Here is a 25,580-nt window from a genome sequence, read left to right as displayed (position 1 = left end):
ATGAGATTATTTTTTATTCTATTCTTATTTTTTAGCATTAATTCTTCTGCTCAGATTATTCAATCGAGCCAAGCTTCCAATAACTGCTTAGATTTACAGATTGAAGTTCTACAAGAACCTTTTTGTCAAGGGAGTGTCAATGGAGGTCAATTAAAAGTAAATGTAAGCTCGGGTTCGGGTTCTGGAGACTATTCCTACGAATGGTTGAATGATAATGGAGGCTTTCTTCCTGGTGGACCTCAGACGAATGCTACAACCCTAAGTTTTTTGACCGTCAACGAAACTTATTGGGCATATGTGACTGATAATGTGACAAATTGTTATGATTCTATTTCTTACATTTTTATGGATTATTCGTGTCAAGAAGATACGGCATCTTTAGAAGTTCAAAATCCATTTGATTTAAATCCAGTTGGGTATAGTCAATATTCGCAATGCGATGTACAACTTGTTAATCTTGGCTGTCAATTAGATTTTAAGCCAGAATTTATCATTTCTCATGAGACCGATAATCTTGAGCAAGGAGATTTTATAATCGAATTTTATAACGCTCAATCTAACTGGGAATCAATTGCTTATACCATCGATGCCAATGGTGATGCTATAGGCTATTGGGGTAGTCAGACGGGAGAAACGGCTAATTGTAATTATACACAAGTTAGACCAGTAAGAGTTAAATTTAATCAGTTTAATCCCACAGCTCCAACAGGTGAGTATACAGCAACCTTAAGACTATGGAGTGTAGATGAAAATGGAAACTTACTTTCAATAGTTTCTGAAGATGCTTATGTATCCTTGACGTTGATAGATACCATTTGTGAAGATTTATCTGTAAATAGCCAACTGACTGATGCAAGTTGTTCTGATACTAACGATGGTCAAATAGTTCTTAGTGGTAGTGGTGGAGAAGCTCCGTACTTATTTACTTTGTCTAATAGTCCATACGCCAGTGATAGTATTTTTAGTTCTTTAACATATGGCACTTATTTTGCAGCTATTAAAGATGCAAATGGGTGTCAAAATTCTGATACCATTCACCTAGGTCCACAACCAGTATTGCCAGACACCTTATGGTTTGCTGGAATTTATCCATTTAACGCTAATATTTATTGGGAAGCAGATTCGATGGCAGATGGTTATAAGTTTAGATATCGAGAGCTTGGTCAAGCTTGGCAAGGTCCAGTAGCATCGGGTGATTATTCAAATGGTATTGCAGAAATGTTACCCTTCAAAACACTAAACAATCTTAACCCAATAACAACTTATGAAGTCCAAGTAAAAGCAAATTCGTTAACTGGCTGTGAAGAAGGATGGTCAACAGAAACATATACTTTCACCACACCTATGGAAGTGTACGTTTATAATGTTGATAACACTTGTATAGGTGTAAACTCAGGAAAAATTGAGTTTGAGGTGATTTCAGATAATAGCTATACGTTTAATTGGCAAGGGCCTAATGGATTTAGTTCTACAGATACTTCAATTTATAATTTAGCTGAAGGTAATTATAACCTTCAGATATCTAATGGACAGGACATAATTTTTGATTCTACATTTGTAGTGGCAGTAAGTGATTCTGATATAGGTATTTCTTTGAATGGAGATCCATCTTTAGTTTCATATTCTGAATCAGATGGCGTTTATTATGCACAAGCTTGCGACCTGACTAGTTATATTATTGCTGATAGTGGCTACACCAATTATTCTTGGCACTATGGTGATTCTATGAACTATGTTCAAAGCCAACAGATTTTAATTGACACATCAAATGTATTTGTACAAGTAGAGGCTTTAGATAGTAATAATTGTGCTCTTACTTCCGATTCTATTCATATTTCGATTGTTTCAGATTTTGTTAATTTAATAAATGCGAATACAAACGAGGATTATATAGACGATGTATATGTATTATGTAGCGCAGATAGTTCTATCAGTATTGATGTCAGCCCATTTATGACAGGTAATTATTCTATTGAGTGGAGGAGGGTTATAGGTGCAAATTCTATACTTTTAAGTGAAAATCCTTCGATAGATATTTTTCCCACTCAAAACACAGCATATACATTTAATGTTTCCAGTTGTTCATTTGATTTTTTTATCAATTTCTATCCCTCACCGGCTTTAGATGTAAATCATACTAACTTACTATGTTATGGAGATACAAACGCTTCAATTTACATTTCTACAGATTCATCAACTACCATAAATTATACCTTATTAGATTCAATGAACAATATTGTTTATTTCAATACTACCAATATCCCAATGGATACTATTGAAAATGTTTCTGCAGGTATTTATACTGTTGAATTAAAGGATGAGTTTTTATGTGTAGTTAGGGAAGAAATAGAGATTTTACAGCCTGACTCTTTATATTTTGATTCTTTACAAATACAAAATATTAATTGTTATGGACAGGGTTTGGGTTCTATGGCATTTAAAGTATTTGGAGGAGTTGATCCCGATATTTTTATTTTAAATGGAGATACAATGGTTCTTACTCAAAACCAAGATGGTTATTTCTTTATCGAAAATTTGACTCCCAATAGTTACACTGTAGAAGTGACAGATTTAAATGGGTGTTCTCACTTTTTAGACTTCGAGATTACGGAGTCTACAGAATTACAGTTCACTATTAATGGCTTTACAGACACAATTAGTTGTTATGGCGATTCTTCTGCCTTTATCAGTCTAAATGCTGTGGGGGGCACACCACCTTATCTTTATGATTTATACAATTCGGATAGTTTGTATTCTCAACAAACATTCAATTTATTTAATAATTTACCAGCTAATAGTTATGAAATTTTTGTTAGCGATAGTTACGGCTGTCAAGATTCACTAGAAGTTATAATAAATCAAAATCCATTACTTCAAATTACAGAAAATCTTAATTTACATCAAGATGTTTTGTGTCATGGAGATAGTACAGGTTTTATTTCATTGACTATTGAAGGAGGTGATTTTAATACTCAAAATGCATCATTCACTCAAAGTTATGACAATTTAATTGCAGGTTATTACTCCTATACATTTACAGATAGCGCTGCTTGTACGGCATCAATAGATAGTATACAAATTACAGAGCCTTCTGATATACTAATATCTATAAATTCTTTACAAAATATAGATTGTTTTAATTCTACAGGCAATGTTGAGATTGAAGTACAAGGTGGTGTATTGCCTTATACTTACTCCTTGAATGGTTTAGACACTAATCAGATTACACTTCCAAATCAAGTTGTAACACTTAATAATTTAATTGAAGATAATTTTACTTTTTCTTTATTTGACGCTAATTCTTGTGTCGACTCTATAAACTTTATTATAGAAGATGAAAGCACATTTAATTTAAGTATTACAGATATTTCAGATACTTTATCTTGTTATGGCGATAGTACTGGATATATAGAAGTAGATGCTGGTTTAGTTGGTTCATACACCTATTCTTTGGCTAAGAATGATATGGTTTTAATTTTTAATCAGCAATCTCCATACTTCGGTAATTTGCCTGCAGGAAATTATGTCGTTATAGCTGAAGATGACCAAGGTTGTGTAGATAGTTTAACTTTTTCTATTATTGAAAACTCTCAGTTAGTACTTACTGAAGACTTAGATTTACATCAAGATGTATTATGTGATGGTTCAGCATTAGGTTCTATTACTACAATCATTGAAGGTGGGGTAGCTCCGTATAGTGTTGGTATTGTTGGCGATCAACTATATAGTTTCCCCCATCAGTTTAATGGTTTATATGTTGGAGAATATTCATTTATAGCTATTGATAGTGAAGGTTGTTATTCAGATACACTAACTTCTGAAATAAATACTAATCCTGTATCACCCGAATTAGCTATTATTTCAACTATTCATGTTGGGTGTCAAGAATTAGGAAGTGCTACATTTGAACTAATGGAAGGAAATGAACCTTTTGTATTTAGGCTCAATGGTTCTATTATTCCTGTTGTTTTAGATGCTCAAAATCAATTTACAATTAGTGATTTAGAAGCAAGTCCTTACGCGTTAACAGTTAAAGATAATTTCTTATGTGCAGACACCGTTGATTTTGAAATTTTCAATAATACCGAAATTATTTTTGAGGTTGTAGATATCAATGACACACTAGCTTGTTATATGGATTCGACTGGTTATGTTGAGCTTGGAGTCCAAAATGGTACTGGACCATATGTATTTGATTTGGTTAAAGATGGAGATACACTTGCTACTCAAAGCAATAATGTGTTCAATAATTTAACAATAGGAGACTACATAGTCCATCTAACTGACGCTGAAGATTGTCATCAACAGCTCTCTTTTACTATTGTTGCTGATGAAGTCATTATTTCTGATAGTTTAGATATGCATAAAGATGTCAGTTGCTATGGTGCAAATGATGGAGAGTTTATGTTACATATAGAAAGTATTTATCCTTCACACCTTGTTAGGCTTACAGATACCTTAAATACCATTTACCCTTGGAACAACCACCCTCATTTATTTAACAACCTTTCTGGAGGAATTTATACGGTTGAAGTAGTTACGTCTATTAATGACGATTGTCCTTACTTTTTTGAGGTAGAAATTATAGAGCCAGAACCCTTTATTCTTGACTCCATCAAAGTTACTGATGTTGTATGTCATGGTGATAGCACAGGCATTTTGAATGCTTATTTTACAGGTGGAACACCTGATTACACCTATATATTCAATAATGATTCTAGTATATTATCTAATCAATTATATGCGGGTTCTTTTTATTTAGAAATTGTAGATTCTAATGGCTGTATTATTGATACTAACTTTGTAGTGAATGAACCTATCGAGTTAGCTATTTCAATCATAGATAGTTTGACTTTTGATATTTCTTGTTTTGGTAACAATGATGGGCAAATAGGTATAGATGCTAGTGGTGGCGTGCCTCCATACCAATTCAGTATTTTAGGTCAATCTCCTCAAGATACTAATGTTATCATTGAGCTTTTAGCTGATACCTTTATAGTTGCAGTAACGGACAGTGTGGGTTGTCAAGATACAATGACGGTGATACTTACACAACCTGATTTGAGTTTGTTTATCGATAGTTATGAGTTATCAGATAGCATGGGTTATTGTGCTTTGTGTTATGGTGATTCAACCGGTTTTATAGATATTACAATAACTGGAGGAACAGCTGATTATTCATACTTTATAGTGAATGAGCCTGACACATTTAAAACGTCCCATATTGATAAATTGGTTGGTAGTGAGGAATATCAATTCTTCGTTATTGATGCTCAAGGTTGTTTTTCAGATACTATAACTGTTGAATGTACTTCGCCAGAAGAATTAGTTTTAGAAATTGAAACGGCAACATTACCTTCGTGTTGTTATAGTTGTGATTCGGAGGTGATATTGTCAGCCGAAGGCGGAATATTACCATACAGTTATGGGTTTGAAGATGGAATTTTCCAAGCGGATAGTTTATTTGATCAATTGTGTGGTGACTCTTCATATACTTTTAAGATTTTGGACAATCATGGCTGTGAAAAACAAGATAGTTCACTTATTGTCCCTAACAGGCCTTGTTTAGCTGTCGATACTATAAATTATATAAATGCTAATCTTCCAGCCCTTATTCATTATGATATTTGCCAGGAAGATGGTACTGCAAAAATTTACACCTCGGCACTTGAGGGAGTGGGTAATTATTCATTTTCGATAGACAATAGTCCTTTTATTCAGCAAGATGAAATAATGTTTGATAGTTTATATCAAGGAATTCATCATATAGTTGTAAAAGATGAATTGAATTGTTTAGACACTTTATCATTTGTTGTTGATGAACCAGACCCTATTGTCATTTCCGAATTGACAATTGACACTATATTTTGTGGTGCTCCAACTATTAATAGCAGCACAAATCAATCAGATATCGGTGCTATTAATGCTATTGCTGGCGGAGGCTCAAGTGGTGTATATTTTTATTCTTTAGACCAGACAGATAGTTCGCTTTATCAAACTTCAGGTTTGTTTGAAAATTTAGATTCGGGCTATTATTCTATGAATATTGTTGATTTAAACGATTGTGTTCAAGAGTTTGATTTTTATATACCCTATTATTCAGCAGATATAGAATATAGCACCAGTAATATTTCTTGTCCAGATTTCAGTGATGGAATTATTCAAGTAGATGCAGTCATTAGCGACTTCAATTCATGGGTTACCTTAAATGGAAATACGTCTGCTAATAATACTTTTTACCAGCTTTCAGAAGGCACTTATACACTTTCTGCAAATTATTTTATACCAAACTCTCCCGATGTATGTACTTATAGTCATATTGTAGAATTGGTTGATAAAGAGCCTTTAGAATTTACATATGACCTATCCAACCCTACATGTTATGGAACTTGTGACGGTTCAATTAGCATAAGTCAATTGAGCGGTGGTACTACTCCGTACAATTTAATATGCCTTAATACAGCTGATAGCAGTACAATCTTTAATAATTTATGTGCAGATGAGTATGCAATTAAGATGGTCGATTCTAATGGGTGTTTTATTATAGAAGATATTGTAATGTTTGAGCCAAATGCTATTTATCCAATAATTGATTTTGAAAATGGTCAATTAGTTATTCTTGAGCCTACAATAAGCAATCCTCTTTCTGGAATTCCACCATATTCTTATCAGTGGTATGACTCTAATGGACAAATTGTAGGCGCAAATGACAGCTTATTCGAACCAAGCTTACCTGGAGAATATTCCGTTGTTGTTACTGATGATTCGGATTGTATTGGTGAATCAAGCATATATAAAATAGAAGTTTTAGAAATGACAAATTGGGCTAGCGAGGAGGTTAATATATATCCTAATCCGTTTAATAATTTCTTAAATGTATCATTAGATTCTAAAGACAAAATACTTTGGGAGATTAGTGATGTTAGAGGTAGAGTTGTAAAGAGTGGTTTAGATTCAAATGTTTGGGAAATAAACACTTCACAATTATTCAACGGCATTTATTTTTTAAGACTTAAAAAGAATGAAAATGAGCTTATTTATAAGATTATTAAACAATAATTATTAGTTTTTAAATTTTCATTACTTTCGTACAATACTAAAACGATTCAAATTAGATGAAAAAATTTATTTATTTAATAGCGATTTTTGCTTTTGCAACGTTCAATTCAATGGCAGCTGATTCTCTTATTATTGAGGATAATGTCGCTGTTTCTATTAGTCAAAATGATTTAATTATCATTTCTGACGTTGCTAAGGTTATGGAGTACGCTAAGGTTAAAGGACTTAGCGATAGAACTGCTGAGCAAGTTAAACTTGCTGACGAGGCTTACACTAAAGGAGTGCAATTAATGCAACAGTCTGATAACGAAGAGGCTATTCTTTCTTTTAAGACAGCATTTAAAAATTATAAAAGAGCTAAGCTAAATGACGATGCCCTAAATTTTCCAAATTTACAACTTGCATTAGCTCATCAGCTTAGTAATGATGATCGAAATCAGAAGAAAGTATTAAGATACCTTGAACTGGTTACTAGTTCTGTAGAAAAAGAAAAGGAATGGTTATATAATCTTGCCATTTTAAATTATTTAAATGGAAACGAGGTATTAGCAGCTGAGCAATTAGAGTCAGTAATTAAAATGGATAAAAACTTTTTTAAAGCCTACGGAAACTTGGCGGCTGTATATCAAGCCATAAATGACACTAAGAAAGCAGAAAAAGTACTTACTCGCTTAAAATATGCCCAAGATGATTTAGCAGAGGAGCAAAGAAAAGAGCAATTAGCTTTAGCTAAGAAAAAAGAAAAAGCTAAAAACTCAAACAAAGTAGAAAAAATTGAAATAAAATCAGAACCCCCCAAAGGTATTAATATCGACCCTATCACTTTATCAGCTAAAGGAGATGGAAAATCTGTATTAAAAAATGAGACAATTACAGCTTTTGATGATCGCCTAAGAAAAAAGCTTAGAGAAGGTCAAGAATTATATGATCAAGGTGTTGTGCTATTTAATGCAGGAGAATTTCCTCTTGCTATCAAAGCATTTAAGTCATCTTTGAAGAAATTCAATCAAGCTAAGGTTTCACAATTAACATTAAGCTATGTTAACACTAATTTAGCAATGTCTTATTTCAGAAGCTCTGAAGAAAGAGATAAAAAGAAAGTTGGGCCTATTATCGAAATGCTTTCCAAACAAGTGTATGATGATAGAGATTTGACATACAATATAGCTGTAATGCAATATGGTCTAGGAAAGAAAGATAAAGCGATAGAATTATTAGAACAATGTAATTCATTGGATAAATACTTCTTATTGTCCTATCAAAATCAAGTAGCTATTCACAATGAATTAGATGATTTGAAAAGTGCTAAGAAAGCTTTTAAAAATCATGAAAAATACAAGAATGAGCTTACAGAAATTTATAAAGAATACGTAAGAACAGGTATTAAAAATAGTGATGTAGATTTATCCTTTTTAGATGGAGCTATTTTCAGAGTTGCATTAGGTGACTTCAGCGAATTTAATATGCCTATAGATATCTATTTGCATGACGATTTAATTACCGTACCATTAGGTAATGACTTTTTCACCTTCATATGTGGAAATTACGATAGCTACAAAAAAGCAGAGTCTTATTTATTGAAAGTTAGCTCTAATGGATATGAGAATGCATTTATTATAGCGTTTAAGGATGGTGTCAGGACTGACTTTGCATCAGAGTTTTAAAGGAAAGACTATTATTACAATAAAAAAAAGCACATCGTATAGATGTGCTTTTTTTATAACTGGATTTTGATTATTTACAGTCCCAACTTTCAGACCAATTGTATTTATAAATTCCTGAAATGGAGTCACCGATTGTTGTCTCAAAACTAACGGTAGAGTTATTTATATCTTTTAAATCTTCACCACACGCTTCTCTTATTGTGATAGGACTTAGGTAAGGGCTGATGTCAGTTGAAGAAGTAATATTAGTAGGTAGGGCTGTGTTGACATATCCTGGGCCACTATAACTAAAATTAGTTGTTGAGTCTAAACTCATTGAGCCGTTATTGGATGAATAATACTCCACTGATAAACTAATATCTGTAGTACTTTGACAATCCATACAATCTAAACAAGAAGTCAATAAGATTGTAGACAATAGTCCAGTAAATAAAATTTTAAAATTCATACTATAAAATGTTAAGGTTGTGATTGTGTTAAAGACTAGAATGCGTATCCTACTCTAATTTTAATTCTATATGTTTCTATTTTAGCAAAATCAGTTAATCCAGGTAAGTCTCTATAAAAACCAGAGGAGAACTTTAATGATTCATTCCCTTTGGCTTTGATAACAACATTTGTACCACTTTCATCGACGATGCCATAATATCCATTTGCAACATCTGAATCAGGAGCATTACCATCAAAAGCATATACATCTCCATATTTTGTTTGTAAATAAAAATCAGCAGTATTGCCTGCAGCAGAAGCAACAGTATTTACATTATCAGCAGTTTGGTTTAAATTCCAATCATCGTTTCCATTAAATACCCTTTCGCTTCTATTTACGATGCTGTATTGAGGTCCGATTTGTACATCTAAAGATATCTTATCATAAAACAACCATTGACGACCAATAGCGATACCTGCAATTAAACCAAATTCATTATGCTTATAGGACACATCGTGCCAGCTTAGGTCATTATTACTTACTGTAGCATTTGAGCCATTAGGATTGCTTGTATTTGCTCCATTTGTACTAAGAGAACCAAAGTCAGGTGATGCAGGGTCAGTATTTTCAGTACCTAACCAAGGACCCGAGTAGTTGCCAAAAACAGCATCAACATAGGTAGGATTGTTAGGGTACATTAGATAATTCATAGCTTGATTAGTTTCAAGAGGTGTATTGTCATCGAAATCAATACTTTTAGATTGTATGTTAACAAAAGGAGCAATATACCAGCCTCTTGGAGGGTCGCCAATTTTTTGTTCATACGTTTTAATGTAGCTTCTATATTCAACTCCTAAGCCAAAACCACTAATTGTGGTAGTTGCTAATCTAGATACAGAATGCTCTAATGGATCGGCAACAACTTGTGTTCCAGAAACTAAATTACCAGGGTCATGGTTACTGTTAGTATCTATTACTGCAGTCATCCCAGCACCAAAAGTTTGGTCATGCTTAGAAGAAAAGAATGAAAGTGAATATTGCATCGAACCTTTAGTTAAAATATTGGGCCACTTTCCTTGTTTTCTAGATCTTCCTCTTGGCTTAATAATATTAATTCCTTCATTGAATGTACGCTCGTATGATACTTCATACATACCAAAAGCAGCATCTAAACCGCTAATTTTTACTACGCTTTCTTGTGCTTGAGAAATTATTCCGCCAAACATCATGGCTAGTACTATGGCAACTTTTTTCATTATAACTAGGTGTTTTTCTATTAAATTAGTGATGTCAAATATAAGAAATTGAATTTACTTTCTTACTTCAGCTCCTACTTTCTGTTCAAATGTATTAATTAATTTATCCATAACCCCATCAATTTGTGAATCGGTTAGGGTATTTTCTTTGTCTTCAAGAATAAAACTTAAAGCGTATGATTTCTTATTTTCTGGTAATTTATCGCCTTCATAAACATCAAATAAATTGACTGATTTCAGCAAATTTGTTTCCGTTTGTTTTGCTAATGAGTATAGTTTTGAAAATTCAACATCTTTATCTAGTAAAAGTGCCAAATCTCTTCTTACACTAGGGAATTTATTGACTTCAGAATATTTAGTTTTAGAGTGAATATTTTTAACTATTAAATCCCAGTCTAACTCTGCATATAAAACTTCTGTTTTGATACCAAAGGCTTTCAAAGTGGCTTTATTAACGAAACCAAAATCAGCAATTTTATTTTTCTTAAAATTAAATGAATATGCATCGACTAGGTATGATAAATCGTTACTATTTCCTTTCAAATTATGAAACCCTAGGCGCTTTAAAATGTGTTCAACCTTTTGTTTAATCCAGAAAAAATCTTTTTTCTTGTTCTGTTCGTTCCAACTTTCAGATTTTTCATTTCCACAAGCTAGCAAAATAAGTTTCTTTTTCTCAATATATTTACTATTGATAATGTGGTAGGTTTTTCCGAATTCGTAAAAGCTTAAATTATGGTTCTTTCTATTTAAATTATAAGCGATGCTTTCTAATCCAGAAAATAATAGGCTTTGTCTCATTCCATCTAAATCTTGACTTAATGGATTGAGTAGTTTCACCTGCTCATCTAATTTAATTTCAGTAATTAGTTCCGAGTAGCCAGACTTGGATAAAGAGTTATTCATACATTCATTAAAACCATTATTCGAGAGTAGGTCTGAAATGACATTTTGTAAATAGTCTTCATCTAATTTGTCAGAATATACAATTGATGATTTAAGCTGAGTTGGAATATGAATGTTGTTATAGCCATATATTCTTAAAATTTCTTCTACAACATCTTCTTCTCTAGTGACGTCAACTCTATAAGGTGGAACTGAAAGGAGTAATTTTTCCTTGTCTTCTTTTGTTATTTTAATGTCTAGATTTTTTAAAATAGATGTAATGGTGTCTTTATCTATTTTTTCACCAATTAACTTGTCTATTTTATTGAAGTTGAGTTCTATTTTTGTGTCTTTTATTTCGTTTGGATATAAATCACTTACATAGCTAGATACATAACCTTCACAAATGTCTTCTATTAGCAAAGCAGCTCTTTTTAAAGCATAAATTACTAGATTAGGGTCAACACTTCTTTCAAATCGAAAGGAAGCATCTGTGCTGAGGGCATGTCTTTTAGCTGTTTTTCTAACAGATACAGGGTTAAAATAGGCACTTTCTAGAAATATTTCTGTTGTGGTTTTCTCAACTCCAGAATTTTTACCTCCAAAAACACCAGCAATACACATGGGCTGATTTTTACCATCACATATCATCAAGTCTTCAGATGATAGTTCTCTTTCTACATCATCGAGAGTAGTGAATTTTGTTTTATCTTCTAACTGTTGAACAATAACTGTATCCTTCTCAATTTTTTTAGCGTCAAAAGCGTGTAATGGCTGACCAGTTTCGTGTAGAACATAATTTGTGATGTCTACAACATTATTGATTGGAGTTAAACCAATAGATTGAAGTCTTTTTTGTAGCCAATCTGGTGAGGCTTTTACTTTTACATTTTTAATACTTATACCTGCGTATCTAGGGCATGATTTTTCATCTTTAACTTCTATAGATAGAGGTTTTTCTGACCCTTCTTTGAATGCACTTATATCAGCAAAATTTAACTGACATTTTATGTTGTTGTGGTTAAGTACTGCCGCTAAATCTCTGGCTACTCCTATGTGTGACATGGCGTCTGAACGATTCGGAGTTAATCCAATTTCAAAAACAATGTCCGTTTCTATATTGAAGTATTCACTAGCTAATTGGCCTACTTTTGCATTTGAATCGAGAACCATAATGCCCTCATGACTATCGCCAAGACCAATTTCATCTTCAGCACAAATCATACCCTCTGATACTTCACCTCTAATTTTTCCTTTTTTGATTTTAAACGATTCGTTGTCAGAATACAAGACAGTTCCAATAGTAGCAACAGGAACTTTTTGTCCTGCTTCAACATTTGGTGCGCCACAAACAATTTTAAGAGCTTCTTCTTGACCTATATTTACTGTTGTAATGCTGAGTCTGTCGGCATTGGGATGTTGTTCTTTTGTTAATACCTCACCAATAACAATACCTTTCAGTCCACCTTTAACACTTTCTACGTGTTCTATTCCTTCAACTTCAAGTCCTGTGTCGGTCAAGTATCGAGCAACAGTTGTTGCATCTAAATCAACATCTATGTATTCTTTTAACCAATTGTATGAAATCTTCATCTAGAGTAAAATTATTAAGGCAAAAGTAAGAAAAAGAATGAGGTGTTATATAGCTCATTATATTAAGATATTCTACTCCATTCAAGTTGTTTGTTGCTAATCTCTTTATAATGATTGAGAATAGCTTTGTTTTTAGGGAGTTTTAGTTCTGGATCTTCTTCCAATAAAGTAAGGGCAAGTTGTCTAGCATATTGTAAAATCGCATTATCTTTCATTATATCGGCAATTTTTAACTCTAGCATTCCACTTTGTTGCGTACCCATTAAGTCGCCAGGTCCTCGAAGTTTCAGGTCTACCTCTGCAATTTCAAAGCCATCGGTTGTTCTAACCATAGTTTTTAGTCTTTCTTGTCCTTCCGTACTTATTTTATTGCCACTCATCAAGATACAATACGATTGTTCAGCTCCTCTACCAACTCTACCTCTCAATTGGTGAAGCTGAGATAAGCCAAAACGTTCAGCACTTTCGATAACCATAATTGAGGCATTAGGAACGTTTACACCAACTTCAATAACGGTTGTTGCAACCATAATTTGTGTTTCTCCTTTAGTAAATCGATTCATTTCGAAATCTTTGTCTTCAGATTTCATTTGCCCATGTACAATGCTGATTTGTTTTCCTTTAAAAGTTCTGCAAATACTTTCGTAGCCGTCCATCAAATCTTTATAATCTAGTGTTTCACTTTCATTGATTAGTGGGTAAACTATATAGGCTTGTCTTCCTTTTTCTATTTCTTTTTGGACAAAACCTAACATAGCTAGTCTGCCACTTTCAGATTTCCAAATGGTTTTTATAGCTTTTCTGCCTGGGGGTAATTCATCAATTACAGAAACGTCTAAGTCTCCATATAAAGTCATAGCTAATGTTCTAGGAATCGGAGTAGCTGTCATCACTAACACGTGTGGGGGCTTATTATTTTTTAGCCACATTTTAGCACGTTGAGCTACACCAAAACGGTGTTGTTCATCAATTACAACAAAGCCTAAATTTTTAAATTTTACTTTATCTTCTAGTAAAGCGTGTGTGCCAATAAGAATGTGTGTTTCTCCTTTTTCTAAGCCTTCGTGTATTACGGTGCGATGTGATTTTTTTACTGAGCCAGTAAGAAGTGAAATCTTTATGGGCATTTCAGCTAGTAAATTAGAGATAGTTTCAAAATGTTGTTGAGCTAAAATTTCAGTAGGAGCCATTAGACAGGTTTGAAATCCATTATCTATTGCCATTAAAATACTCATTAAGGCAACAAGTGTTTTACCACTGCCAACATCTCCTTGAAGTAAACGATTCATTTGAGACTCTTTGGCGCAATCGTGACGTATTTCTTTTAAAACACGCTTTTGAGCATTTGTTAGTTCAAAAGGTAGGTGATTGTGAAAAAAATTGTTGAAGTGTTCACCGATTTGAGAAAGCGCAAAGCCTTTAAGCTTTTGTTGGCGAACGATTTTCATTCTTATTAGTTGTAATTGTATGAAAAACAATTCCTCAAATTTAAGTCTGTATTGTGCTTGTTGTAAAGTTTTGGTATTAGTTGGGAAATGAATATTCGTATAAGCTTCACGACGAGGAATTAAATTGAGTTTTTGTATCAGTTCACTCGAGAGGTTTTCTTTTATATTATTGATTACCTGTGGTAATAATACCGAAGTAAGTTTGCCAATTGCTTTATTGGTTAACCCTTTGTTTGATAGCGATTCGGTAGTAGAATATATAGGTTGAAGTGCATTGAGTTTTGTTTGATGCTTTTCATCAATGGTTTCTAATTCTGGATGTACGATATTTATCTTTCCATTATATAGGTTAGGTTTGCCAAATACAACATACTTATTATTGACCTTAATACTATCTTTTATCCATTTAGTGCCTTTAAACCACACCAATTCGATAGCACCATTTTCATCTTGAAACTTTGCCGTTAATCGTTTGCTATGTTTTGCGCCTACTTCTTGTAGATTGTTGATGTGACCAACAAGTTGTACATAAGGTAAATCGCTGTTTATCTCACTTGTTTTGTAGAATTTAGTTTTGTCAATATATCTAAACGGAAAATAGTGCAATAAATCACCAAAAGTATAAAGCCCAAGTTCTTTCCTTAAGAGCTCCGCTCTTTTGGGTCCAACACCTTTCAAATATTCTATTGAATTGAACAACTCTTGCATGGCATAAAGATAAAAAAAAGCCCTATCAGATTTGATAGGGCTTTTAAATAGTTTGTGAAAAAAGTTAAATATTATTAGCTCCCATAAATAGAACAGGATTTTCTAAATAACTCTTTAATGTTCCTAAGAATTTTGAACCTACAACACCATCAACAACTCTATGGTCGCAAGAAAGTGTTACTTTGAGTGTGTTGCCAACAACAATTTCACCATTTTTTACAACTGGCTTTTGAATTATTCCGCCAACAGCTAAAATACAAGCATCTGGAGGGTTTATGATTGCTGTGAATTCTTCAATATCAAACATTCCTAAATTAGAAATGGTAAATGTATTGCCTTGCCAATCTTCAGGTTGTAATTTTTTTGCTTTAGCTTTTACACTATACTCTTTTACTTCACTAGAAATTTCAGAAAGTCTTTTACTATTGGCAAATCTAACGACAGGAACTAATAGACCATCTTCCACAGCCATTGCCACACCTATATGTATGTGGTCGTTGAATCTAATTCTGTCGCCTAACCAGCTAGAGTTGATTTGTGGGTGTTGCTCTAAGGCCATAGAACAGGCCTTTACAATCATATCATTAAATGATATCTTAATAGGGGAAACAGTATTTATTGCTTGTCTTGCTTCTATGGTCTTATCCATACTAATTTCACAAGTTAGATAGAAGTGTGGAGCTGAAAATTTACTTTCACCTAGTCGTTGAGCAATTACTTTTCTCATCTGAGAAACTTCGATCTCTGTATAACTTTCGACAGTAGATACTGATGAACCTCCAGAATAATTGTCAATATCTCTCTTGATTATTCTGCCAAAATCACCTGTTCCTTTGACTAAAGCAAGATTAATATTTCTTTCGTCAGCCAATTTTTTTGCTAGAGGAGAAGCGACGTTTTTGCCATTATTAGGGGTAGATTTTTCTTGTTTTGGAGTAGATTTAACTTCTACTTTTGGTGCTTCTTTTACCACCTCAGTTTTTACTTCTTTTACTGGAGCTTCAGCTTTTTTAACTTCTACTTTCTCTTCTTGATTTGCTTTGTCTTGTTCAAGTAAAGAACTAATGTCTTCACCTTTTTCGCCAAGAATAGCTAATATACTATCTACTGGGGCTTTAGCACCTTCTGCTACACCAATATGTAGTAAAAAGCCTTCTTGAAAGCTCTCAAATTCCATAGTGGCTTTGTCTGTTTCTATTTCAGCTAACAAATCACCTTCAGATACTTGGTCGCCAACATTTTTGTGCCATTTTGCAACAACACCCTCTGTCATGGTGTCGCTCAATCGGGGCATATTTACTACTTCTGCCATCTTCTTAGTCTTTTATAAATGGATAATCTTCTTGTTCGTAAACGCTATCGTATAAATCTTGTTTTACTGGGAATGGAGATTCTTCAGCAAATTTTATCGCATCAGCAATAGTTTCTTTTACCTCTTGATTAATTGCCTCTATCTCTTTGTCTGAAGCATATTTATTTTTTTTGATATACTCAAGAGTTGTATTAATAGGGTCTATTTTTTGATATTCGCTAACCTCATCTTTTGTTCTATAATGCTGAGCATCAGACATGGAGTGTCCTTTATAGCGGTATGTTTTTGCTTCTAAAAATGTTGGGCCATCACCTTTTCTAGCTCTTTTCACAGCTTTCTCAACAGCTTTGGTCATTGCTACTGGATCCATACCGTCAACTGGCTCACTAGGCATCTCATAGCCTAATCCTAACTTCCAAATTTCAGTGTGATTGGCTGTTCTTTCAACCGAAGTTCCCATAGCGTATCCATTGTTTTCAACAATAAATATAACAGGTAACTTCCATAACATAGCTAGATTAAGGGTTTCATGTAATGAGCCTTGTCTTACGGCTCCGTCACCCATAAAGCAAAGAGTTACCGCATCACTACCGTTGTATTTGTCTGCGAAAGCTAATCCGGCTCCAAGGGGTATTTGTCCACCAACGATTCCGTGTCCACCAAAAAAATTGTGTTCTTTACTAAACATATGCATAGAGCCACCATTTCCCTTTGAGCAACCTGTGATTTTACCCATTAACTCGGCCATTATATATTTTGGTTCAACACCCATTGCAATTGGTTGCACATGATTTCGGTAAGCCGTTATCATTTTATCTTTAGACGGATCAATAGCTTCTCTACATCCTGCTAGTATAGCTTCTTGTCCATTGTAGAGGTGCAAAAACCCTCTAATCTTTTGTTGTATGTATAGTGCAGAAGCCTTATCTTCTAGTTTTCTCCACAAGAGCATATCTCTATACCAATTGAGATAAGTATTTTTTGTAATTTTTGTAGCCATATCGTTAAAATTGGTGCAAATTTAACACAAAATAGCCTAATAATAATTAATAATTATTAGTTGGGGGTGTATTGTGATAATTTAACCTTTAATCAGCCATTTTAGAAAAAAAATAAGTTAAATCATTTAGTTTTTAATAAAAAAAGTTTAAAAATAACACTTTGAAGGCGTAATATAAAATACTTATAAGATAAATATCTATTAAAAATAATGTCGATATTTGTACTTTAAACAATAAATGAAAAAAACATCAATTTTAATATTCTTCCTTCTTTTTTCGACTTCTCTTTTTTCACAAAGTTTTAGGGTTCCGAAGAATGTGATAAGTACGAGTTTATACCAGCCATTTGCCCCTGAAGGTGGTTACACAATTTCTTACGAGAGAATGCTTGATCCGGGATATAGTTATAATGCTGCACAATTTTCATACAAGATGAATTTCACACTTATTTCAAGTAGTGACAGAGGTAGGGTAGGTCAAGATAGCACTCAAGTGTTTTATGATAGTGACGCCTATCAATATTCGGGTTATCTTATTCTACCAGAATTCAAATATTACTTTACTTGGGACGCCCCAATGGGTATTTATATCAATGTGTATGGTAGCTATTCCGATTATACTAAAACATATTCTGATGTAAGAATTGGCGATGTTGCTACTTATGAAAAAAACTTTTCCAAGATTGGTAGAGGAATAGGAGCTGGCTTTCAATTTAAGATTTTTAATGATTTCTGTCTTGACATAGTAGGGGGGTATCATCTACAAAATGTGTCATCAGAAACAAAACGTTTTGGAAGCGATGAATTTTTAGAAAATCCTAAAGAAACAGATGAAAAATTATACCTTAATTTACATTTCGGAATAAATTTTTAATCTTCTATTTTATCCTGAAACCAACGCCTACTTGTAAATATATTTTCTCTAAATACTCATAGTTTTTAAATATTCTTCCAGTATATTTTGCATAATCGGATTTGGCAATAGCAAATTGTGGTCCAACACTGACCTTTATGTTTAATAGTTTATTATCTTGGTATCGGTACCCTATTCGTGGGGTGAAGTACACTATATTCGAATTTTCTTCAAATTTTTCTTCAAAATTAAAATGATTATGATGGACATAATCCTTAGTTAGAAAAAACTGAGGCCTCATGGTTACACCAACTTCTAACATACCTTCATTTTTACCATATAAAAAACTTCCATTTATAGGAAACCCAACATTTGGAGGTACAACATAACCTTTTTTCTTATTGATAGTACTCACGCCACCTGATATGTTAAAAGCATAATTAGTGTTTAGTCTTTTCATATAGTCTATGGTAATAGCAGGCATAAATAAAAGATGATTTGTTTCTAAATAAAAGCTAAGTTCACCATTATAGGAGCGTAGAGGTTGAGAGGCTTGGGTATGAGTTGAGCTTAAAATTGTTGAAATGAATGCTATAATTCGAAAAAAATAGCCGTAAAAGAAGTAAACTTTCTTCATGCTTTATGGTTTGCTTTAATTACGGTTTTAGGGTTGAAAAATAACAACTCTATTACCTTATAATGAGTTTTTAAAAGTAGTAAAAAATCTTAAAAAAGTCTAATTTTTGAAGTCCAATGAATTAAGTATGGATTCATCAACAAAATTAGGCAGTGTTACTTTTAACTTTGGAGTTCTTTCCATTTCCTTTTTAATAGCAAAAATGGCTTCTTCATTTCTAGCCCAGCTTCTTCTAGCTATTCCGTTATTTACATCCCAATGTAGCATAGACTGAATTTTTGTAGCACTTTCTTCTGAACCGTCAATAAGCATTCCAAATCCTCCATTAATAACTTCTCCCCAACCTACACCGCCGCCATTGTGTATAGATACCCATGTAGCACCTCTGAAGCTATCTCCAATCACATTGTGTATAGCCATATCGGCGGTAAAGCTAGAGCCGTCATATATATTAGAAGTTTCTCTGTAAGGAGAATCTGTTCCAGAAACATCATGGTGGTCTCTACCTAATATTATTGGACCAATAATTCCTTCTTTTATTGCTTCGTTGAAAGCTTTGGCGATTTCTATTCTGCCAATAGAGTCGGCATATAATATTCTTGCTTGAGAGCCTACAACTAATTGGTTGTCATTAGCACTTTTAATCCAACGAATATTATCAGCCATTTGCTGTTGTATCTCTTTTGGAGCGTCTAATTTTAACTTTTCTAATACTTCACAAGCTATTTTATCGGTTTTGTCTAAATCTTCTTTTTTGCCACTTGCACAAACCCAACGGAATGGTCCAAAACCATAATCAAAGCACATTGGACCCATAATATCTTGGACATAAGATGGGTACTTAAAGTGTATGCCGTCTTGAGCCATAACGTCTGCACCTGAACGAGATGCTTCTAACAAAAATGCATTTCCATAATCAAAGAAGTAAGTGCCTTTTGAGGTATGTTTATTTACTGCATTGGCATGTCGGTGTAGGGTTTCTTTAATTTTGACTTTAAATTCTTTAGGGTTATTAGCCATCAATTCATTGGATTCTTCAAAAGATAAACCAATAGGGTAGTAACCACCTGCCCAAGGGTTGTGAAGTGAAGTTTGGTCAGAACCTAAATCCACATAAATGTCTTCCTCAAGAAATTTTTCCCATACTTCAACGATGTTACCTTGAAATGCAATGGAAACAACTTCTTTATTTTCTTTTGCTTTTTTAACTCTAGTAGCAAGAGTGTCCAAATCTTCAATGACTTCATCTACCCACCCTTGTGAGTGTCTTGTTATCGTTGCTTTAGGGTTTACTTCTGCTACTACGGTTATGCAACCAGCAATATTTCCAGCTTTTGGCTGAGCGCCACTCATACCCCCTAAACCTGCAGTTAAAAATAATTTTCCTGCTAATCCGTCATTACTTATTTTTCTACCAGCGTTTAGAATAGTAATAGTTGTTCCATGAACGATGCCTTGTGGTCCAATATACATATAAGAACCCGCAGTCATTTGTCCATATTGAGTAACACCTAGTGCGTTAAATTTTTCCCAATCATCTGGTTTGGAGTAGTTAGGAATCATCATTCCGTTGGTGACAACAACTCTAGGTGCATTTTTATGAGATGGAAATAGTCCCATAGGATGACCTGAATACATAACTAATGTTTGATCGTCAGTCATTTCAGACAGGTATTGCATACACAATAAATACTGAGCCCAATTTTGGAATACACCTCCATTACCTCCGTATGTTATTAATTCGTGAGGATGTTGGGCTACAGCATAGTCTAGGTTATTCTGAATCATTAGCATAATGGCTTTTGCTTGTAAGGATTTTCCAGGATAATCCTCAATGCTTCTAGCTTTCATTTCATAATCTGGTCGGTATCTATACATATATATCCTGCCATATTCGTTTAATTCATGAGAAAACTCCTCAGCTAAAAACGTATGTTGTTCTTTAGGAAAATATCGTAAAGCATTTTTTAGGGCTAATTTTTTTTCATCAGCATTTAGAATATCTTTTCTTTTGGGCGCATGATTGATGCTAAGGTCGTATTCTTTTTTTTGAGGAATTTCATTGGGAATACCTGCTGATATACTATCTTTAAATGCTGTCATTTTAATTTCTTTTTTAAAGAATCCGTTTTTTTATTAAATCCGTATGGGCAATGTTTACAACCACTTTTACAACAATAGCCTCTTTTTAAATGGTATTTCTCTGTGAAAATAATGTAGCCATCTTTACTTTTGTAAAAATCTTCCTTTGCTAATTTACTTTGGTTTGAAAAGTTTACCATAGAATTTTGAAAGGTACAAATTTACGATATTCATTGCTTATATTAGTGTATGTTTTCACCAGTCGTCAAACAAGAAATTCAAGAAATTACTAATCCTATGTTGAAGTCTAAGAAAGTTAGACTATTAATTCAAAGAGAGGACTTAAATAACCCTCATTGTATGGGTAATAAGTGGTGGAAATTGAGGTATAACTTGACGGAGGCTGTTAGGCAAAATCAAAGTACAATTTTAACATTTGGCGGAGCATTTTCCAATCATATTGCAGCCACGGCTTCGGCTTGTAATAGACTAGGTTTAAAATCCATTGGCATTATTCGGGGCGACTTTACTGATAATTTGAATCCAACTCTACTAAGAGCAAAAAATGAGGGTATGCAATTGCAATTTGTAGATAGAGAAACCTATCGTAAAAAATCTAATGTTGATTGGAAATCCATGTATGGAGATTGTTACCTTATTCCTGAAGGAGGAACAAATGAACTTGCTGTTAAATCTTGTGAGGAGATGGTTTCTTTCAAAGATTTTGACATGGTTTGTGTTCCCGTTGGTACTGGGGGTACATTATCAGGAGTTGTTAGAGGTATAAAACCGACTCAATTTGCTTTAGGATTTTCTGCTTTAAAAGGGGGTGATTTTTTGACTGCTGAAGTGAAAAAGTATGTGAACACTTCAAATTGGTCTATTCAATCCGATTATCATTTTGGTGGTTATGCAAAAGTTAGTCAGGAATTGGTGACCTTCATGAATGAGTTCAAAAGTGATTTTTCAATTCAGTTAGATCCTGTTTATACTGCCAAAATGTTTTATGGTATTTTTGATATGATAAAGAATAATAATTTTCCTCCAAATAGTACTATTTTAGCTGTCCATACTGGAGGTTTGCAAGGAATTGAAGGTATGAATCAACGCTTACAATCTAAAGAATGGAAAATCGACTAGTCCTATTTTTACTCCTATTTTCGTTTCAGCTTTCAGCTCAAGATATGACTCGTACAGAGTATATCGATAAATATAAAGATGAAGCCATTTATCAGATGAAAAAATATAAAATTCCTGCTAGTATAACACTTGCTCAAGGGATTTTAGAAAGTGGTGATGGAAATAGTGAATTAGCTAAAAAATCAAATAATCATTTTGGTATTAAATGTCATTCCGATTGGCAAGGGGAGAGGGTTTACCACGATGATGATAAAAAAAATGAATGTTTTAGAAAATATAATAAAGTAAGAGATTCTTATGATGATCATTCAGAGTTTTTACTAAGGCCAAGATATGCTGCATTGTTTGAATATGAAATAACTGATTATAAATCTTGGGCTAAAGGTTTAAAAAAGGCGGGTTACGCCACAAATCCTAATTATGCTAAACACTTGATTAAAATTATTGAAGAAAATGAATTGCATAAATTAGATGATGAAGTAGAAGTTGAAAGTGATAAACTTTTATTTAGTGGTTTTTCAGTGGGTTGGACTGACTTAATTGGTCAGTCAGTACTCTATAAAAATGATGAGAAAGAATATTATTTAAATCTTAGAGCAACAGCAGCTATTGATAATTTAGCTTTAATGTTAGGAGGCGGAAAGCTACTGACCTCCTCTATTGGATTAGGGGCTGATTTTGGACTTATAACTCCGACAGGTGATATTAATAACATAGACTTAAAGCCTAACTATTCTTTGTCAGCTCATTTTTTTATTCCAGTAAAACAAAAGCAAATCAATTTTAGATTTTCTTTATCTTCAACAGATGCCAAGCAGTTTCATCCTAGTATAAGTATTGGCTTGTTGAGGTAGTCTTATTCAAGACTGTAGTTATTAAGAATATTTTCATTAACAACAATTAGGTTTAGCTTATTGTCCTTATCTAGATCTACACATTCGAAATCACCACCTCCAAAGAGTGGGCTTCCAGAAAATGCTTTGCCTCGAGAGTCAAATAAATAACAACTTCCTTCACTTGAAAAGCCAATAATAGATTGGTTGTTAAATTTAAAAACTTTAGGATTAGACTCATTTTGGACATTAAAATCCAAAATTTCTGATTCTAGGTTATAGCATTTTACTCCAGAATCGTCAGAGATAAATAAGTCCATTAAATCATCATTATTGAAGTTTGATGCAAAAAAGCTAAAACTTTCTAGTTCAGATGTTTTAATTTTTGTTTGACTACCTTTTAATGTGGTAAGCCAAATATTACCACTTTTATCAGCAGTGTAAATGCTGCCGTCTTTTTTATCTAAATAGAATGATGATTTAATAGGAATTTTTCCAATATCAGTACGTTTTTTTCCATTACGCCCAACGATACTGGTATTACCATCACTATCTATTACATAAATGTAATCTTTACCTTTAATATTCACGTATTGAATTTGGTGGCTGATAGGCATATTCATTTTTTCAAATTTCCAGCCTTTAACTGCTTTTCCTTCTTTTGAATAATTGTAAACCATACCATTTTCAGAAGGGACTAAAATACGGTAGTTTCTATTTTTGTCGTAATCTAGTAGTGAATGCCCCCTTTTAGCTTTTGCTCGAAGTTTAATTGGAAAATTTTCAACATTTCTTCCAAGTCTGTCTAGAATGTATAAGCTGTCCTCTGTGTTAAAAATGTATTGTAGCTTTCCATTTTTAAAGAAATCCATCTGATTAACCTTGTCTAAGATAATTCCTCCTAGTTGTTTTTTCCATAAAATCTTTCCTTTTGAGCTAATCAAATAAACTATTTTATCATCATCTTGAATAATTACATTATTCTTTTTAGTACTATGATTATATACTATTTGTGGTGATGTAGAAATATTTCTTTCTAAATTTACTATCCAATCTAGTTGTGTTTCTTCGTCCACATTAGACTCGTATTGTAATACCACATTGTTGTAGAATAATTCATTTTTTGAACTTAATTGATAAACAAAGCCACTTACATTTGACCAATTTTCTTTTATAATAAATGGTTTCCATTTATTCATTAGTGATTCATCCCAATTGCCTATTGATGGATTAGTATAATAAAGGAAGTTGCAGCGAGAACCTATCTGATCTTTAAAATTGATAAAACTGGCATTGTTGTCCAGCACCTTTTTTGAAATAAAATTATTAATGAAAGCTTTTAATGACGATGTAGAATTGGCAAAAATAAGGTAGCCGTCCACATAAGAAAAGTAATTTTCTTTGACAGAACTAAACATTTGTCCATAAAGTTTTGCAAATACATCATTTATTTCAAACTTGGATAGTTTAAATCCTCGATAATTTTCTGAAAATGGTTTGTTATCAGTTTTAGGGTTGATGTGGTTAAGTAATTCTTCAGATTCTTTTTTGGATTTGATAAATATAAAGTCATCTGATTTTCCTGAAGTGGAGAATGTACTTATTGTACCCATTTCATTCAAGACTATGCCGTTGAAGTAATTCTCAAGGTCTAAATTATATTTAGATTTGATATCAGATAGGGCTTTGTTGTGTTCGTAAAGATTGTTATGTTTCGCCAAAAAATCTTTGTAATTGGCGTAGAATAAATTGAAGTTTTCTATACCTAAAGCCGTTATTTTATAGGTGTTTCTTGGAGCAACTTTGCTTATTTCTATTTTCTGTTCTAGCTGACCAAATAGCGAGGTTAAATAATTTGAGGAAGAATCTTCTACTAGTGTAAATCCTGAAAGAGTCAAATTATTGTCTGACAATTCTAAGTCAAGTTCGGCCCAATTGGCCCATCGGCTAATCCATTTTTCGTCTGATTTAGAAAGCTTTGTGTTTTGAGAAAGTAACTTTGATAAATTAGAATAGTTGGTGTAAATGTGGGCTCCAGCAAAAGTACTTTTTGTACTTTGTACTTTTGTGAATTCGGTGTTGTCTAATAGGCTAATCTCATTATTTAATTGTCTTATTCCATCCTCAATGAGTAAAGAGGATGAGCTCATAAACAAGATGTCTTTGTGATGGCATAAATTCCAATTATTATCTAGTTCATATACTTTAACTCCGTCGTATTCTCTGCTTTTAAAACTGCCAATTAAAGTATCGTTCATCTCTATCAGTTTCAGTTCTTCAGTATTACAAGCGGTAGAAAGAAAAATGTAAAAATCATTAGTAGAGTGATGAATAGATAAATACAACTTCTGATTGTCTATAAAGTGTTTTAATTCATCGTAAGCTTGAAATTTAAGGGATATACTTTCAATTGTTTTTCTGATTTCTGTCCAATCTTCAGAATTTGATATCGTTTTCCAAAGCGTTGTATTCTCTAATTCGTTTAATGTAGAGCTCCAATTTTCGCTCTCTACTATCAAAGCAGCATTAATTGGTATAGATTGAATGGCATCTGTAGTTTGTTTGTTAAGCTCTTGGTATTTCTGATATAACAAAAAGAAAATGATTCCAACTAAAAGACTTAAAGTTAGTATGACTGTGCTCTTATTTAGCTTCATATTGTAAGATGAAATTGATAGTT

Annotated in this window: 15 protein-coding genes; 5 read left to right on the top strand and 10 right to left on the bottom strand. The window is 33.0% G+C overall.

All coding sequences use genetic code 11. The features are described 5' to 3' along the window. A complete protein-coding gene (locus ISP71_05145; protein ID MBL6663473.1) occupies positions 1–7,059 on the top strand; it encodes a T9SS type A sorting domain-containing protein in 7,059 nt (2,352 codons plus the stop codon). A 56-nt stretch (positions 7,060–7,115) separates the two neighbouring features. Further along, positions 7,116–8,723, top strand: a complete 1,608-nt coding sequence (locus tag ISP71_05140) for a hypothetical protein (GenBank protein MBL6663472.1) — start codon at positions 7,116–7,118, stop codon at positions 8,721–8,723. Between the two features lie 70 nt (positions 8,724–8,793). Here the strand turns inward: ISP71_05140 and ISP71_05135 are convergent, their stop codons facing one another. The 6 genes from ISP71_05135 to pdhA form a co-directional block, all read right to left on the bottom strand. After that, the gene (locus ISP71_05135; GenBank protein MBL6663471.1) at positions 8,794–9,171 is read right to left on the bottom strand and encodes a hypothetical protein; all 378 of its coding nucleotides are present in this window, start codon (positions 9,169–9,171) and stop codon (positions 8,794–8,796) included. Between the two features lie 35 nt (positions 9,172–9,206). Then, complete coding sequence (locus tag ISP71_05130; GenBank protein ID MBL6663470.1) at positions 9,207–10,409, bottom strand: hypothetical protein; 1,203 nt, start codon at positions 10,407–10,409, stop codon at positions 9,207–9,209. Between the two features lie 54 nt (positions 10,410–10,463). After that, positions 10,464–12,887 carry a phenylalanine--tRNA ligase subunit beta gene (locus ISP71_05125; GenBank protein ID MBL6663469.1) on the bottom strand — a complete coding sequence of 808 codons (2,424 nt, stop codon included), beginning with the start codon at positions 12,885–12,887 and terminating at the stop codon, positions 10,464–10,466. A 62-nt stretch (positions 12,888–12,949) separates the two neighbouring features. Next, a complete protein-coding gene (gene recG / locus ISP71_05120) occupies positions 12,950–15,043 on the bottom strand; it encodes an ATP-dependent DNA helicase RecG (protein ID MBL6663468.1) in 2,094 nt (697 codons plus the stop codon). A 64-nt stretch (positions 15,044–15,107) separates the two neighbouring features. Beyond that, complete coding sequence (locus ISP71_05115; GenBank protein ID MBL6663467.1) at positions 15,108–16,355, bottom strand: 2-oxo acid dehydrogenase subunit E2; 1,248 nt, start codon at positions 16,353–16,355, stop codon at positions 15,108–15,110. A gap of 4 nt (positions 16,356–16,359) precedes the next feature. After that, a complete protein-coding gene (pdhA, locus tag ISP71_05110) occupies positions 16,360–17,355 on the bottom strand; it encodes a pyruvate dehydrogenase (acetyl-transferring) E1 component subunit alpha (GenBank protein ID MBL6663466.1) in 996 nt (331 codons plus the stop codon). 238 nt (positions 17,356–17,593) lie between these two features. Here pdhA and ISP71_05105 point away from each other — a divergent pair, with 238 nt between their 5' ends. Continuing rightward, positions 17,594–18,229: a DUF3575 domain-containing protein gene (locus ISP71_05105; GenBank protein MBL6663465.1), complete on the top strand. Its 636-nt coding sequence runs from the start codon at positions 17,594–17,596 to the stop codon at positions 18,227–18,229. A gap of 4 nt (positions 18,230–18,233) precedes the next feature. Here the strand turns inward: ISP71_05105 and ISP71_05100 are convergent, their stop codons facing one another. The 3 genes from ISP71_05100 to ISP71_05090 form a co-directional block, all read right to left on the bottom strand. Further along, on the bottom strand, positions 18,234–18,845 hold the full coding sequence (locus ISP71_05100; GenBank protein ID MBL6663464.1) for a hypothetical protein: 612 nt from the start codon (positions 18,843–18,845) through the stop codon (positions 18,234–18,236). A gap of 99 nt (positions 18,846–18,944) precedes the next feature. Beyond that, on the bottom strand, positions 18,945–20,948 hold the full coding sequence (locus tag ISP71_05095) for a urocanate hydratase (protein MBL6663463.1): 2,004 nt from the start codon (positions 20,946–20,948) through the stop codon (positions 18,945–18,947). Continuing rightward, entirely contained in the window at positions 20,945–21,127 is a 183-nt protein-coding gene (locus tag ISP71_05090; GenBank protein MBL6663462.1) for a hypothetical protein, read from the bottom strand. Before ISP71_05090 ends, ISP71_05095 begins: the two co-directional genes overlap by 4 nt. 49 nt (positions 21,128–21,176) lie before the next feature. Between ISP71_05090 and ISP71_05085 the strand changes: the two genes are divergently transcribed. Further along, positions 21,177–22,067, top strand: a complete 891-nt coding sequence (locus tag ISP71_05085) for a 1-aminocyclopropane-1-carboxylate deaminase/D-cysteine desulfhydrase (protein MBL6663461.1) — start codon at positions 21,177–21,179, stop codon at positions 22,065–22,067. Continuing rightward, positions 22,052–22,921 carry a glucosaminidase domain-containing protein gene (locus ISP71_05080; protein ID MBL6663460.1) on the top strand — a complete coding sequence of 290 codons (870 nt, stop codon included), beginning with the start codon at positions 22,052–22,054 and terminating at the stop codon, positions 22,919–22,921. The genes ISP71_05085 and ISP71_05080 overlap by 16 nt, the downstream gene beginning before the upstream one ends. A 2-nt stretch (positions 22,922–22,923) precedes the next feature. Here ISP71_05080 and ISP71_05075 read toward each other — a convergent pair whose 3' ends face one another. Beyond that, positions 22,924–25,557 (bottom strand): hypothetical protein, encoded by a 2,634-nt coding sequence (locus tag ISP71_05075; GenBank protein ID MBL6663459.1) that lies wholly within the window; start codon positions 25,555–25,557, stop codon positions 22,924–22,926. Between the last annotated feature and the right edge of the window lie 23 nt (positions 25,558–25,580).

The organism is Flavobacteriales bacterium (assembly GCA_016779995.1).
Lineage (GTDB): Bacteria > Bacteroidota > Bacteroidia > Flavobacteriales > UBA7312 > UBA8444.
This window is presented reverse-complemented; position numbering and strand designations above follow the sequence as displayed.